This window comes from Kitasatospora sp. NPDC058162 (assembly GCF_042884005.1).
Classification (GTDB): Bacteria; Actinomycetota; Actinomycetes; order Streptomycetales; family Streptomycetaceae; genus Kitasatospora.
In genome coordinates this window covers 41,649-55,052 of the sequence record NZ_JBHVUS010000051.1, presented here as the reverse complement: position 1 = coordinate 55,052, position 13,404 = coordinate 41,649, and the positions used below count along the sequence as shown (strand labels likewise).

16 protein-coding genes are annotated in these 13,404 nt (G+C 70.5%); 2 read left to right on the top strand and 14 right to left on the bottom strand.

Annotation, left to right across the window (positions count from 1 at the left end; genetic code table 11):
- Positions 1 to 91: 91 nt before the first annotated feature.
- From ACFVXG_RS43020 to ACFVXG_RS43005, 4 genes are all read right to left on the bottom strand, one after another.
- Positions 92 to 979: a LysR family transcriptional regulator gene (locus ACFVXG_RS43020; protein WP_387935959.1), complete on the bottom strand. Its 888-nt coding sequence runs from the start codon at positions 977 to 979 to the stop codon at positions 92 to 94.
- 265 nt (positions 980 to 1,244) lie between these two features.
- Positions 1,245 to 1,769 carry a DUF6879 family protein gene (locus ACFVXG_RS43015; RefSeq protein WP_387935962.1) on the bottom strand — a complete coding sequence of 175 codons (525 nt, stop codon included), beginning with the start codon at positions 1,767 to 1,769 and terminating at the stop codon, positions 1,245 to 1,247.
- An 85-nt stretch (positions 1,770 to 1,854) separates the two neighbouring features.
- Positions 1,855 to 2,775, bottom strand: a complete 921-nt coding sequence (locus ACFVXG_RS43010) for an aminoglycoside phosphotransferase family protein (protein WP_387935958.1) — start codon at positions 2,773 to 2,775, stop codon at positions 1,855 to 1,857.
- 50 nt (positions 2,776 to 2,825) lie between these two features.
- A complete protein-coding gene (locus ACFVXG_RS43005; protein ID WP_387935957.1) occupies positions 2,826 to 3,653 on the bottom strand; it encodes an oxidoreductase in 828 nt (275 codons plus the stop codon).
- 97 nt (positions 3,654 to 3,750) lie between these two features.
- Between ACFVXG_RS43005 and ACFVXG_RS43000 the strand changes: the two genes are divergently transcribed.
- Positions 3,751 to 4,170 carry a MerR family transcriptional regulator gene (locus ACFVXG_RS43000; protein WP_387935956.1) on the top strand — a complete coding sequence of 140 codons (420 nt, stop codon included), beginning with the start codon at positions 3,751 to 3,753 and terminating at the stop codon, positions 4,168 to 4,170.
- Here the strand turns inward: ACFVXG_RS43000 and ACFVXG_RS42995 are convergent.
- Entirely contained in the window at positions 4,167 to 5,024 is an 858-nt protein-coding gene (locus tag ACFVXG_RS42995) for a helix-turn-helix transcriptional regulator (RefSeq protein WP_387935955.1), read from the bottom strand. The two genes, ACFVXG_RS43000 and ACFVXG_RS42995, sit on opposite strands and share 4 nt — an antisense overlap.
- Positions 5,025 to 5,200: 176 nt before the next feature.
- On the opposite strand from ACFVXG_RS42995, the gene ACFVXG_RS42990 reads away from it, so the two are divergent.
- Positions 5,201 to 5,977 carry an SDR family oxidoreductase gene (locus tag ACFVXG_RS42990; protein ID WP_387935954.1) on the top strand — a complete coding sequence of 259 codons (777 nt, stop codon included), beginning with the start codon at positions 5,201 to 5,203 and terminating at the stop codon, positions 5,975 to 5,977.
- A 67-nt stretch (positions 5,978 to 6,044) separates the two neighbouring features.
- Here ACFVXG_RS42990 and ACFVXG_RS42985 read toward each other — a convergent pair whose 3' ends face one another.
- From ACFVXG_RS42985 to ACFVXG_RS42945, 9 genes are all read right to left on the bottom strand, one after another.
- Positions 6,045 to 7,790: a rhamnogalacturonan lyase B N-terminal domain-containing protein gene (locus ACFVXG_RS42985; RefSeq protein WP_387935953.1), complete on the bottom strand. Its 1,746-nt coding sequence runs from the start codon at positions 7,788 to 7,790 to the stop codon at positions 6,045 to 6,047.
- 144 nt (positions 7,791 to 7,934) lie between these two features.
- Positions 7,935 to 9,128 (bottom strand): ATP-grasp peptide maturase system methyltransferase, encoded by a 1,194-nt coding sequence (gene tgmC, locus ACFVXG_RS42980; RefSeq protein ID WP_387935952.1) that lies wholly within the window; start codon positions 9,126 to 9,128, stop codon positions 7,935 to 7,937.
- A complete protein-coding gene (gene tgmB, locus ACFVXG_RS42975; protein ID WP_387935951.1) occupies positions 9,121 to 10,065 on the bottom strand; it encodes an ATP-grasp ribosomal peptide maturase in 945 nt (314 codons plus the stop codon). The genes tgmC and tgmB overlap by 8 nt, the downstream gene beginning before the upstream one ends.
- Before the next feature lie 10 nt (positions 10,066 to 10,075).
- Complete coding sequence (gene tgmA, locus ACFVXG_RS42970) at positions 10,076 to 10,291, bottom strand: putative ATP-grasp-modified RiPP (protein ID WP_387935950.1); 216 nt, start codon at positions 10,289 to 10,291, stop codon at positions 10,076 to 10,078.
- 137 nt (positions 10,292 to 10,428) lie between these two features.
- Positions 10,429 to 11,274, bottom strand: a complete 846-nt coding sequence (locus ACFVXG_RS42965; protein ID WP_387935949.1) for a helix-turn-helix domain-containing protein — start codon at positions 11,272 to 11,274, stop codon at positions 10,429 to 10,431.
- Between the two features lie 3 nt (positions 11,275 to 11,277).
- On the bottom strand, positions 11,278 to 11,730 hold the full coding sequence (locus ACFVXG_RS42960) for a DUF6879 family protein (protein ID WP_387935948.1): 453 nt from the start codon (positions 11,728 to 11,730) through the stop codon (positions 11,278 to 11,280).
- A 43-nt stretch (positions 11,731 to 11,773) separates the two neighbouring features.
- On the bottom strand, positions 11,774 to 12,001 hold the full coding sequence (locus tag ACFVXG_RS42955; RefSeq protein ID WP_387935947.1) for a hypothetical protein: 228 nt from the start codon (positions 11,999 to 12,001) through the stop codon (positions 11,774 to 11,776).
- A 293-nt stretch (positions 12,002 to 12,294) separates the two neighbouring features.
- Complete coding sequence (locus ACFVXG_RS42950; protein ID WP_387935946.1) at positions 12,295 to 12,822, bottom strand: DUF6879 family protein; 528 nt, start codon at positions 12,820 to 12,822, stop codon at positions 12,295 to 12,297.
- A 153-nt stretch (positions 12,823 to 12,975) separates the two neighbouring features.
- Positions 12,976 to 13,245, bottom strand: coding sequence for a DUF397 domain-containing protein (locus ACFVXG_RS42945; RefSeq protein ID WP_387935945.1), 270 nt, complete (start codon positions 13,243 to 13,245; stop codon positions 12,976 to 12,978).
- Positions 13,246 to 13,404 lie beyond the last annotated feature (159 nt).

Here is a 13,404-nt window from a genome sequence, read left to right as displayed (position 1 = left end):
TCGAACCGCACGGCCCCATCGAGACCGAAGCCGCCCGCCGCCTCGCCGACGACCTCAAGAACGAGTGATCACCCAGTTACCCAACACTTTCTCAGGCGACCGGGCAGGCTTCGATCAGCGCATCGACCACGACGCCGATCGAGGGACGCGCGGTCGAGGTGGAACGCCAGACGGCGAAGACCCGGCGCCGTGGGGCGTCCACCAGGGGTGCGAACCGTACCGGAGCGGCGGCCGGTTCACGTCCCAGGCGCGGGATGATGGCGATTCCCAGTCCCGCCGCGACCAGGGCCAACTGCGTGGGGTGCTCCGAGGCGGTGTGGGCGATGCGGGCACGCTTGATGTTGCGCACCAGCCATTCGTGGCACAGCTGCCCGTCGCTCGAGGTGATCCACTGCTCATCGCCGAGGTCGGCCAGGCTCAGTGTCGGGTGGCCGGCGAGCCGGTGGTCCGGGGGCAGGGCGATGTCGTACGTGTCGTCGAGGAGGGCGCGGTGGTCCAGCCCCTGGGGCAGGGCGAGCGGATCACCGGTCCAGTCCTCGACGACGGCCAGGTCGAGCAGCCCGCGCCGCACCGCCGGGACGGCTTCGTACGGTTCCTGCTCCCGCGCCGACACCGTCAGCTCCGGGTACCGGGCCCGCAGGGCCCGCAGGGCCGAGGGGAGCAGCGCGCGGGCGGCGGTGGGGAAGGCCGCGATCGTGAGGTCGCCGGTCACCAGTCCGTGGTGCTGCGCCATCGTCGCCATGACGCGTTCCACGTGCGCGAGCAGTTCCGCGGCCTCCCCGGCGAGCAGGGTGCCCGCCTCGGTCAGGCGAATGCCCCGGCCTTGACGTTCCACCAGGTGGGTGCCGGTCTCCTGCTCCAGCCGCGCCATCTGCTGCGAGACCGCCGAGGTGGTGACGTGCAGGAGCCGGGCCGCGCCCACGACGGATCCGGTCGTCGCCACCGCGTGCAGCACCCGCAGGCGTTCAAGGTTCAACATCTCAGGGATGCTACGAGATGCAGTCAAGAAACATTCACTTGTGCTGTCCGGTGATCGAATCCAGAGTGGGCGCGGTGCGACGGGCCGTCGCGAATGGCGACGGGGGTATGCCGAGTGACGTCTCGGCGTGCACGCCATTCGGCCTTCTGCCCGCGTCCGGCCGGTGCCGCTCCTGCCCCACCCGCCGACCCGTCAGTCGGCGGGTGGGGCAGGACGGGCACCCCTGGCGTCGCGTGTCTTCGGGTGGACGGCCCGGGGGGCGTGCTCAGACGGTGTACCCGGCGTGCGGGGTGCCGCGCTCCCAGACGGTCTCGAAGGCGTAGGACACCCGCTGCACCACGGCCGGGTCCTCGCAGTACTCGTGCCCGGCCCAGTCGCCGTCGCCGGTGAACCAGTGGAACAGCACCAGGCGGTCGTCGATCAGCCACAGGTCGTTGCCGGGCAGCGGGATGTCCGAGGCCAGCCGCCGCGGCAGCCAGCGCACCTGCTCGCCGGCCGCGAGGTTCACCGGGGTGAGCGCGTGCTCCCAGCGGATGTAGTCGGTGACCGGCTCGGAGACGATCCGCGCCCGGCGCATCCGCACGCCCCGGCCGACGGTCTCCCGGACCAGCGGCACCCAGCCGGACCACCAGTCGGAGTCCGGGTCGGTGTCGACCGCGCCGGAGCGCTTGAACTCCGCGAACTCGGCGGCCTCGCCGCCGACTCCGTAGGCGTCCCGCATCTCCAGGTGGACGGCCGTACGGCGGGCGCCCCGCAAGAGGGCGGAGAAGTCGGGCAGGTGCTCGGTCATCACGGGCCTTTCGTGGGGTGGGTGGGTACGGGCATCGGCTGTGTGTCGGGTGTGGGCGTCGGCCACGGGCCGGTGTGGGCGTCGGCTACAGCCGGGTGCGAGCGTGGGCGGCGAGGCGGCGGAGGGTGGCGTGGGCGGGCGGGCCCCAGCTGGCCTTGCCGCCCGGGCGGCCGTGGCGGCCGGCCTCGCCGATGTGGATGCCGCCGAGGGCGAGCATGACGGCCCAGCCGCGGGCGCGGCGCAGGGTCGCCGGGTCCTGGGTGGGCCGGTAGGCCCGGTGGAAGAGGTCGGCGCCGCCGTCCGGGAGCAGGGACCAGGCGGCGGCGAGGTCGCCAGCCGGGTCGCCCGCGCAGAGCGTGCCGAAGTCGATGATCCCGCAGAGGGTGCCGTCGGCGGTGAGGACGTTGGCCGGGTGGAGGTCGCCGTGGATCCACAGGGCCGGGCCGGTCCAGGCGGGCGCGGTGACGGCGTCCTCCCAGATGGCGCGGATGGTGTCCGGGTCAGGGATCAGCCCCATGGCGGCGGCCGAGGCGAGCCCCTTGACGACGTGCTCGGCCTGGTCGGCCAGCGGCCCACCCCTGGCGCCGGTGGGCGCCGAGGCGGGGGCGGGCCGGTGGAGGGCGGTCAGGAAGGCGGCCAGGGTCTCGGCCGCCGCCTCGGCGCGGGTGACGGGGGCGCGGTCGGCGGGCGTGCCCGGCACCCAGGTGGTGACCAGCCAGGGGTGGGGGAAGCGCTCGGACGGCTCACCGAGGCGCCGGGGTGCCGGGATCGGCAGGGGGAGGGGCTGCGGGAGGGCCGGCAGCCAGTCATGTTCCTTGCGCAGCATGGCACTTGCGGCCTCCGTAACCCAGGGCAGTCGGACGGCGAGGTCGTCGCCGAGCCGCCACATCTGGTTGTCCCAGCCGCGCGCGCCGAGACGGAGGGGGAGGCCGGCCAGGTCGGGATGCTGGTCGCGCAGGAGCTCCCGCACCAGGTCCTCGGTGATCTCGATCGCGGTATGGGTCATGGAGGGAAGGGTAGTTGGGCCGCCGTGGACACCCAGGCGCCCGAGGCCAGTCAGAGGGCGGTGGAGAGCGCTACGTGGCGCCACTGGTCGAGTTCACGCCCCACCAGGTCCAGTTTCGCCTCGACGCGCTCGACCGCGTCCGCGCCCAACTGCAGGCGCAGGGGCGGCTCGGCGGTCTCGGTGACGTCGACGATGGCCTTGGCGGCCTTCACCGGGTCGCCCGGCTGGCGGCCGTCGTAGTGGACCAGCCCTTCGCGCACCGGTCCCGAGCCTTCGGTGTAGTCGGCGATGGTGGCCGGTTCGATCCGCAGGCTGGAGCCGCTCAGGAAGTCCGTGCGGAAGCCGCCCGGTTCGATGATCGTGACCCGGACGCCGAGCGGGGCCAGTTCGCCGTGCAGGGCTTCGGAGATGCCCTCGACGGCGAACTTCGACGCGCCGTACAGGCCGGCTGCCGGTGCGGCGGCGAAACCGGCCACGGAGCCGATGGTCAGGACGTGCCCGGACCGCTGGGCCCGCAAGGTCGGTAGGGTCGCCCGCAAGGTGTTGAGCACACCGAACACATTGACGTCGAACAGTGCCCGGGCGGCCTCGTCCGGCACCTCCTCGACCGCGCCGACCAGACCGTAGCCGGCGTTGTTGACCACGACGTCGATCCGGCCGAATCGGGCCAGCCCGGCCTGCACAGCGGCCGTCAGCTGCGCCGGGTCGGTCACGTCCGCGGTCACCGCTAGCAGTCCGTCCGGCTCGTGCGGGTACGCCTCGCGTACCGCGGAGGCGTCCCTCGCCGTGGCGATCACGCTGTGCCCCCGTTCCAGCGCCGCACGGGTGATCTCCGCGCCGAGCCCGCGCGATGCGCCGGTGACAAACCAGATACTCATGTTCTCCCCTGTTCCGATGGACCCGATGGGTCGATGGACCCGACGCTAGGTCCTAGAGTCGGGTCTAGATCAACAGCTGTGTGATGGGGGATCGTTCATGGACCTGAGCATCGGTGAGGTGGCGCAGCGCAGTGGACTGAGCGTGCACGCGCTGCGGTTCTATGAGCGGGAGGGCCTGTTCGCCAACCCCGTGCGACGCCTGGCCAACGGCCGTCGGATCTATCACGAGGAAGACCTGGAGTGCCTGGCGATCTGCACGAAGCTGCGTTCCTCCGGCATGTCCTTGGCGGAGATCCGGCGGTACATCGAGCTGGCCCGCGAGGGTGCCGGCAACGAACGCGAACGGCTTGAGCTGTTGCGCCGGCACCAGGACCATGTGGAGGGGCAGATCCGGGAGTTGCAGCGAACCCTGGACATGATGCGGGACAAGGTGCGGATCTACGAGGACCATCTCGCCCGCGGCGAAGCCGACCGACTCTGGAACCCGACCCGCCCGGATGCCGGGCAGGGTCTTTAGGGGGCCGGGATTGTGGGCGCCGTCCAGCTGGCCAGGACCCGGAGGGACTGCGCGGTCGGGGAGTTCGGCTCGACGTTGTAGACGCACAGCGTCTGCTCCGCGTCGCCCGGCACCTGGAAGGACTCGTAGGAGAAGTGCAGGTCCCCGACCAGGGGGTGGTGGTAGTGCTTGGCGCCGTGGGTGCGCCGCAGTACCCGGTGGTCGTTCCACCATCCGGCGAACTCCGGTGACCGGAGGGTGAGTTCGCCGACCAGGTCGGCGAGCTGCCGGTCGTTGGGGTAGCGGCCCGCTTCGAGGCGGAGGATCGCCACCGTCTCGGCGGCGATCCGCTCCCAATCACCCACGCTCTCCCGGGCCTTGGGATCCAGCAGGTAGTAGCGGGCCAGGTTGCGGCAGGTCGCCGGCAGGGCGTCGAAGTCGGTGAGGACCTCCCGGGCGAGCCGGTTGGACGCCAGCACGTCGGTGCGCCGGCCGAGGATGAAGGCCGGCACGTGGTCGAGCGTCTCCAGCATCAAGTGCAGACCGGGGCGCACCCGTTGGGCCCGGGCCGGGGAGCGGCGGGCGGCGGGGCGGGTGTCGGAGTGGAGGAGGTCGGTGAGGTGCTCGCGCTCGGTGTCGTCCAGGCGCAGGGCCCGGGTGATCGCCTCCACCACCTCGGCGGAGGGGTTGAGGGCCCGCGCCTGTTCCAGGCGCGTGTAGTACTCCGTACTGACGCCGGCGAGCCGGGCCACCTCGTCCCGGCGCAGGCCGGGCACGCGGCGGACGCGCCCGTCGGCGGGCAGCCCGGCGTCCTCGGGGGTGACCCGGGCGCGGCGGGAGCGGAGGAAGCCGGCGATCTCCTTGGTGCGGTCCATGGCTCCATTGTCGGTGCGGTGGTGGTGTCGGCGGGTGGTTCTGGGTGGCCCTGGCAGTACCTGCCCGGGCAGGGCCAGTTATGGCGTCCCGAGGGGGTGGCGCGGGGGTTGTACTGGATCTGCGGCCGACGGGGATCGGCGGCCGAAGAAACCAACACCCTTGGAGCGTAAGAGACATGTCCACGAACACCGCGTCCCTGCCCCTCGCCGGTCGCGTCGCCGTCGTCACCGGTGCGTCGAGCGGCATCGGTGAGGCGTCCGCCGAGAAGCTGGCGTCGCTGGGCGCCCGGGTCGTCGTCCTGGCACGGCGGGCGGAGCGGCTGGCGGAGCTGGTCGAGCGGATCGAGAAGAACGGCGGCAGCGCGGTCGCCATCGCCGCCGACGTGACGGACGTCGAGGCGATGCAGGCCGCCGCGGACCGGGTGGAGGCCGAGTTCGGCGGCGCCGACCTGCTGCTGAACAACGCCGGGGTCATGCTGCCCGCCCCGATCGAGGAGCTGGCGACGGCCCAGTGGAAGCAGCAGATCGACCTCAACATCACCGGCCTGATGAACGCGATCGGCGTGTTCACCCCGCAGCTGGTGAAGGCGGCCGCCGAGCAGGGCGTGGCCGACCTGATCAACACCTCCTCCATCGCGGCCCAGAACATCTTCCCCACCTTCGCGGTGTACTCCGGCACGAAGGCGTACGTCAGCCACCTGTCGCGCACCCTGCGGGCCGAGCTGGGGCCGAAGAAGGTCCGGGTCTCCGCCCTGGAGCCCGGCATCGTCGGGACCGAGCTGCAGAGCCACGTGACCGACCAGGGCGCGCTGGAGTGGCTGGAGGGCTCCAAGGGCGACATGGAGTGGCTGACGGCGGGCGACGTCGCCGAGGCGGTCGGCTTCATCGCCACCCTGCCGCCCCGGGTCAACCTCCAGCAGGTCACCATCATGCCGACCGGCCAGGCCAGTTGATCACCATGAACCCGGATGCATCCGGTGGAGCAGCCCGTGGCCGGGGCGGCTCCACCGGCTGTCGGGCTCAGGTGAGCAGTTCGACGCAGTCGTAGGCGAAACCGGGGCTGAGGAACTGCGAACCGCTGCTGCCGGAGGCGACGGTGATGGTGAGCGTGTTGGTGCCGGGCCGGAGGGCGGAGGCGGGGACGGTGAAGGCGTAGGTGTGGTTGTTGCCGCGGTAGGAGCCGACCGTGAGCGAGCGGGTGCTCGGTTCGGGGTTGGGAGCGGGGACGGGTGAGGTCCAGTCGTTGAGCCGGACCCGGGGGCGGGCGTTGAGGAAGGCGGTGGTGATGCCGATGTTGAGGGTGTGCGGGTCGGCGGCCTGCTCGGCAGTCAGGTCGAAGATGACCCTCCGGGCGTCGTTGACGTCCCGCCACTGGTAGGCGGGGAAGTCGGCGTCCGTGGACCGGCCCACCGTGAAGTCGTCGCCGGTCCACGGCGCGGCGCGCACGTCCGAGGGGTGTGCGTGGGTGACCAGGTCGGCATTGCGGAAGCCGGCCGGGCTGCCGTTCCAGCTGCCGATGCGCCAGATCGCCGGAGCCTGGTCCGGGTCGTCGGCGGGGTCGAGGGTGATGGTGTGCAGGGCGGTGGTGCTTCCGGGCCGGACGGTCACGGCGCCGGTGCGGACGGCGAGTTCGCCCTGGTACACCGTCCAGGTGTAGTCGCCGGGCAGCATCCGGCGGGCGATGTACGCGCCGCGGTCCGGGTCGGCGGTCGCCCAGTACTGCGCGTCGGCGTTGGCGAACCCGACGGTGTAGGCGAGGGCCGGGTTGCGGCCCGAGATGCCCACCCCGGCCACGGCTCCGCGGCCGCTGTCGCCGACCCAGCCCTCCAGGCCGAGCCCGTCCACCCAGGAGGTGTCGATGCGGTCGGGCCACAGCTCCGCTGAGGGTGCGCCGCCGTCGGTGAAGGCGAGCACGTAGGGCCCCTGGAGGCCGAAGCGCATCGGCTCGGTCTGGTTCTCGCCGTAGTAGAGGATCTCGTACAGGCCCGCGCCGGTGTCGTAGGAGTGGCGCATCAGGGAGCGGTAGAACGGTCCGCCGGACGCCTTCTCGTGGTTGCTGCGCACCATCCACAGGCCGACGCCGGGCTTGCTCCAGCCCACGTACCGGTAGTCGACGACCCGTTGGTTGGAGTAGTGCTTGGACCGGGTGGTGCCGTCGGGTCGGCGGCGCACGTCCTGGGCCTCGATGAGGACGTCCTGGGTGGCGTCCCAGGAGTCGGGGTTGTCATTGGGGAAGACGCCGGGGCGGACGCGCACGATGTAGCGGGTGACGGTGATCGAGTGGTCCGCCTTGTCGGTCCACAGGTAGACGTTGTTCTCGCCCTGGCGTGCGGCGTAGTAGTGGCGCAGCGTGCCGTGGGCGACGCTGACCAGGATGGTCCCGCCGTGCTGGGCGATGCTCACCGTGGACGGGCCGAGGCCCGATTCGACCTGGGAGTTCTGCCCGTTGTAGCCCTGGTACTCGGTGCCCCGGTAGACCAGTGAGGTCAGGTCGCCCGTGCTCCTGCTGACCCGGAAGACCAGGTCGGCGCCGGTGTCCACGGTGTACTCCCGGCCGTCGTCGGTGTAGCCGAACGTGCCGCTCGCCGCTATGGCGGTGGCGGTGGCGGTGGCGGTGGCGGTGGCGGTGGCGGTGCCGCTCGCCGCGGTGGCGGCCTGTGCGCCGGACAGCACGGCGCCGGCGCCGGCCGCCGCCCCGCCCAGGGCGATGCCCGCCGCTCCGGCCCGGCCCAGGAACCGGCGGCGGCTCTCACGATGATTGCTCATGCTGCGATGCTTCCTCTTCGGTCGACGGCTGTCACAGGTGCAGGTAGTGCAGGGAGTTGGGGACGGTACAGGTGGTCACCGCACCGCTGCCAGAGGGCATGGCAGGGACGGTGGTGCGGCTGCAGAGGGAGCCGCCCGGGGCGCTCACTCCCCGAGGACGCCGAGCGGGTTGCCGGGGTCGTCCAGCCAGACCGTGTTCGTCTCCGCAGCCACTGTGAGCCCGTAGCGCTCCAGCCCCGGACGTCCATGGGACGACCACGTCGAGGCGGTGGCCTCCAGCGCGGTCCAGAGGGCGCGTGGGCCGCCCTGGAAGGCGCGCGTGGTGCCGTCGTTCCCACTCTCCAGTACCGCCCATGAGCCGTCGGGGTGGAGGAACCACCGGCCTGTGACGCGGTCGGCCGACAGGCGCAGCCGGGTCGTGCCGGGCACGGCGAGTTGGGCACTCCACAGGAACGCCGGGTCGTCGAGGAGGTCGGGGTGGATGGCCGTGTCGAGACCGGCCGCGTTGTCACGGGATCGGAGGGCGGCGCGCATGAGGGGTCCGATCGCGGGCCGCCGGGTCTCCCGGGAGAGCATGAAGGAGACGTCGGAGTCGATGAACCGGCCCTGGGCTTCACCGTCGCCGACATGCAGTTTCACGTAGCCGTAGGCGTCGAGGCTGCCGACCAGCGACACCAGGATCACTGCGCCGGGGCGCGCCTGGGCCAGCCACGGGGACGGGACGCGGGCGGGCGAGTACGTCGCGATGATCCGGTCGTACGGTCCGCTGCTGGGGCAGCCCTCGGCGCCGTCGCCGACGACCAGGCGGGGCCGGTGGCCGAGGGAGGCGAGCCGTTCGCCGGCTGCGGCGGACAAGGCGGCGTCGTGCTCCACGCTGGTGACGTACCGGTCGCCGAGGCGGGCGCACAGCAGCGCTGTGGAGTAGCCGGTGCCGGTCCCGACTTCGAGCACGTTGGCGCGATCGGGTACGTCGAGGTCTTCGAGCATCCGCACCACGACACCGGGGAGCGTCGAGGAACTGGTGGGCGTTCCGGTGCGGGGTTCGCTGTTCGGCTGGGTGAGGCCGTGGTCGAGCTGGGTGACCCAGGTCGTGTTCTGGTAGGCGAGCCGAAGCCAGGTCTGGGCGTCGGTGTCGCGGTTGACGGCGGTGTAGCGGGTGATGCCGTCCGAGCCGTCCACGGCGGTGTAGAAGCTCGGCAGGAAGACATGGCGGGGCACTGCCGACACTGCGTCCCGCCAGTGCGGGGTACGTAGGGAGTTGTCGTGCTCCAGTTCTTCCACCAGTGCGGTGCGCAGTTCGCGCGCTGCTTCTTCGGCCTCCTCCAGGGTGTTACCCACCTGTGCTGCCTTTCTCCAGAAGGTCCGCAATGGCGCGCGAGATGGGCACGCCGGTCTTGTGCTCGATCCACGACCACTGGCCGTTGGGGTTCACTTCGAGGAAACGCCAGTCCCCGGTCGGCGTCACGATGAAGTCGAAGGCCCCGAAGACGAGTCCGAACTCGCGCATGAACGCGGACACGCGCTCGCGCACCGGGCCGGGGACGGTCGTCGACCGGTACGTGAGGCTCCCGTAGTCGGTGCGCCAGTCGACGCGGGCGGCCTCCGACCCGGCGTGGATCTCGACGGGGAAGAAGCGGTTGCCGACCACGGTCAACCGGACCTCGTGGGCCTTGTCGATCCACTCCTGGAAGAGGTGCGCGCACAGGCGTACGGAGTCGTCCAGGCCCGCGGGGTCGATGACGACCGTGTCCACGGGCGCGCCCAGGCTCTTGGTGATGATCGGGGCGCCGAGGTCGGCGGCGAACTTCCGTGCCGCGTGGGGGTCGTTGGTGATGATGCTGCGCGGCGGATCCAGCCCCAGACGTCGGGCGACGGCGAGTTGCCAGGGCTTGTGGTTGGCATCCAGGTCCCGCGCGGGGTGGTTGATCCACAGACAGGGAAGAGCGACGGCGACGCCGACGAAGCCGGCCCGGGACTGGGCGGCGGCGAACCGCCGCCCAGCCTCGGACATGCCGTCAGGCAGCCGGAACTCTTCGGGCCTGCGGAAGTACACCGACCGGACGTCCGCCAGGTCGAGCGTGCGATGCCCGTTGTCGAGCACGCCGGCCCACCCGTCCTCCAGCGTTGCGGTCAGGGTGAGTTCGGTCGGGAACTCGGCGGTGTCGCACCGGAACACCGGGACGCCCCGGCTGTTCAGGTGCTCGACCACCAGATCCGCAGTCGAGTCGAGCCGGCTCGTGAGAACCAGCACCGCCTCGCCGTCAGGCTCCGTCACCTTGGCTCTCCTAGTAGAAGTCGGTGCCTTCGTCGTTCCTGCTGTCGGAGTTGGTGTTGCTGCTGGTCTCGCTGTGGGCGGTGTGCGCCCAGGGGTTGCCGTCGGACGTGACGGCGATCTGCAACTCCTGGTCGTACGTGACGCCGGTGGCGTCAGCCGGCTCGCTGGTCTGGCGTGCGGCGTAGCGCATGGCGAACGGCTGGCGGTCGATGGACGTGGTGGTCATGGCGGTCTCCTCTCGTGCTGGAAGGGTGATGTGGTCGCCTCGCGTCGTCGGACGGCGCGGGTGTCTGTGGTGACACTTTGAGACGGTAGGGAGCGGGCGCATAAGCGGTCGACCAACTTGCTTGAGCTTGCTCGAATTCACCCGAGCGCGTTGATGGCGCTGGTGATGAGCGATCTCGCCGCGGCCCCGTGGACTGCGATGCAAGCCAGTTCGGAGAAGGTCCGGCTGTATTCGGCGATCTCAGCCGGCTGGGTGATGGTGAGGTGAGCGGATACGAGTTCGACATTCACCTGGGCGTCGTCGTACATCGTGAACGACTCAACCGGCCAGCCTGATCCTCTGGTTGCCCCGAGCGGGATCACTCCGAGGCTGACCGACGGCAGGGCGCTGACGGTGATCAGATGGGCGAGCTGCCCGATCAGGACGTCAGGGGTGCCGATGACCGTTCGAAGCACCCACTCCTCGACCAGGAAGGCGAAGCGGTGATCCCCGGTGTGCAACACCTTCTGCCGCTCCATCCGGACAGCGACGGACTCGTCGACGTCGTCGGGAGTGCTGCGCAGCGAGACGATCGTGTTGAGTACGGCGCGCGTGTACGCCGCAGTTTGGAGCAGGCCGGGGACCACCCACGACTGGTACATGCGGAACCGGCGTGTTCGTTCGAAGAGGGGGAGAACGGATTCCTGCGCCCGTCTGAGGCCTGACCTTTCGAGCCGGCGCCATTCGACGTACATGCCGTCGATGTTCCGGGCGGTTGCGATGAGGTCGGCTGCCTGACCGGGGACGCCGCAGATGGCGGTCCAGGTCCTTATGTCGGCTTCCGACGGCATCACGCGACCGCTCTGGATCTTGGAGCACTTCGATTCGTGCCACCCCGCAGCTTCGGCCAGCGCTCGCGCGCTCAGTCCGGAATCCCGCCGGATATCGCGCAGACGCTGGCCGAGGGCCTGCTTTGCTTGCTGGACGCTGGATGACGCGGACACGGGTCAGGTCAGCCGGAAGTCCTCGTGGGGGAGGGCGCGCGCCCAGACAGCCTCGAACGCCGAGGCGCAGTGGCTGATGGTCCGCAGGTCGGTGGCGACTTCGTGTTCCACGAAGTCGCCCTCTCCGCTGAAGTGGTGGACCAGGAGGTGCTGCCCGTCGATGAGCCAGAAGTCGTTGCCGGGGAGCGCCAGATCGGTCGCCTGTCGGCGGGGGAGCCATCTGACCTGCTCGCCGGAGGCGATGTTCCGGAACGTGATCTCGTGCTCGAACCGGATGTACTCGCTCGCCGGTTCGGAGATGATGCGGGCCCGGCGCACGTCGACTCCGCGGGTGGTGGTCTCCTGGATCAGCTGCAACCAGGGGCTCCACCAGGACGAACGGTCCGCCTGATCGTCGCGATGCCCACTGAGCCAGCGGAGGAACAGCGGGTCGTCGCGCATGTATCCGTCGCGCATCTCCAGATGGAGTGCCGAGCGGGTGGAACTCCGCAGCAGGTCCTCAAGCGTGGGGGCCGGCGCCACCGTTCACCTCCGGGAAGAACTGCATCATTCGCCTGGGGAATTCGATCACGGTTTCGTGCTCGGGGACGTCCATGTGCGTGAGACGTGCCGGGTCGAGCACCTTCCAGCCCTGGAGGATGTAGTTGCCCGTCGCGTCGTCGAAGTAGACGGTCGGGGACTTGCCTTCAGGGCTGTCGGGGTCCTGGCCGAGCTTGTGCAGTGCCATGGTGGCCTCCTGGCGGCCTGAGACGATTGCCTTGAGCGATCGTTCCGCACAGATGGGGCCTCGCGCGACGAACTTGCCCGAACTTGCTCGCAAGTACCATGGCTCGGTCGCAGCTTGGAGGGTGTGGGGGATGCCCGCTCCGGCACTGGCCGACACTGACGAACGGGCTGGAGGCGGCGGCGATCAGATGGTTGAGCTGGCCCGCCATCGTTTCGGCGAGCGCGTTGCGAGCCTCGACCACGCTGGACGACGGGGACGACGACATGTGCGAACTGCCTGGTGTCGGTGGTGAATCAGACGGTGTACTGCGCGTGTGGGACGGCGCGCTCCCAGACCGCCTCGAAGGAGGTAGAGACCATCTTCACCGTGGTCGGGTCCTCGTTGAAGTCATGGCCGGCCCAGTCACCGTCACCGGTGAACCAGTGGAAGAGGACCAGGCGGTCGTCGATCAGCCAGAGATCGTTGCCCGGCAGCGCGAGGTCGGAGGCCAGCCGGCGGGGAAGCCAGCGGACTTGTTCGCCGAGCGCGACGTTGTGCCGTGCGGTGATGGCGTGCTCCCACCGGATGTAGTCGGTGACCGGTTCGGAGACGATTCGCGCGCGGCGCATCACGACGCCGCGGGCAACGGTCTCCTCCACCAGGGCGGCCCAGGCCTGGTACTCCTCGGGCAGATCGTAGGCATCGGGCCGATCGACCGGCAGCCCCGCGCGCCAGTCGGCGAAGACCGGGTCGTCCATATAGGAGTCCCGCATCTCCAGGTGGACTGCCGAACGCTCAGCGCTCCTCAGCAGTGCGCCAAAGTCCGGCACGTTCTGCGTCATCGCACACCTTCCGCAAGGCCGGAATCATCCGGACGGGGATACGGACGACGCCCTCGTGGTCCGGGGCGCCGATGCGCCTCACACCGTTTCGCAGACCTGATGACGGATCAAGTCATGGCGGCCCCGCGCGGTGCGCGGGGCCGCCATGGTGATTCAGGGGGTGGTGGGGAAGTTGTCGGAGCGGATGTCGGCGATGAAGGATTGCCAGCTGTCGGGGGAGAAGGTGAGCGCGGGGCCGTGGGGGTCCTTGCTGTCGCGGACGGCGACAATACTGGCCAGTTGGCCGAACTCGACGCAGTCGTCGTTCGGGTTACTGGCACTCGACTTACGCCAGTCGATGGGGAGTGTTGAGGCGACTTCGACGCAGTTGCCGCCTTCGCCACCGCTGTAGCTGCTCTTGCGCCATGTCAGGTCGACCGACACGTGGATGACCTCCTGGAGCTGCCAGTTGGGCGTGGGGGGGCCCCCCCCCGGGGGGGGCGCCCCCCCCCCGGGGGGGGGGGGTGGTTGGGGCAAATCAAGCGCCGGGAAAACGCCCCCAGGGCAGCCACGCCGCGGGGGGTTATACCGGGGCCGGGGCGG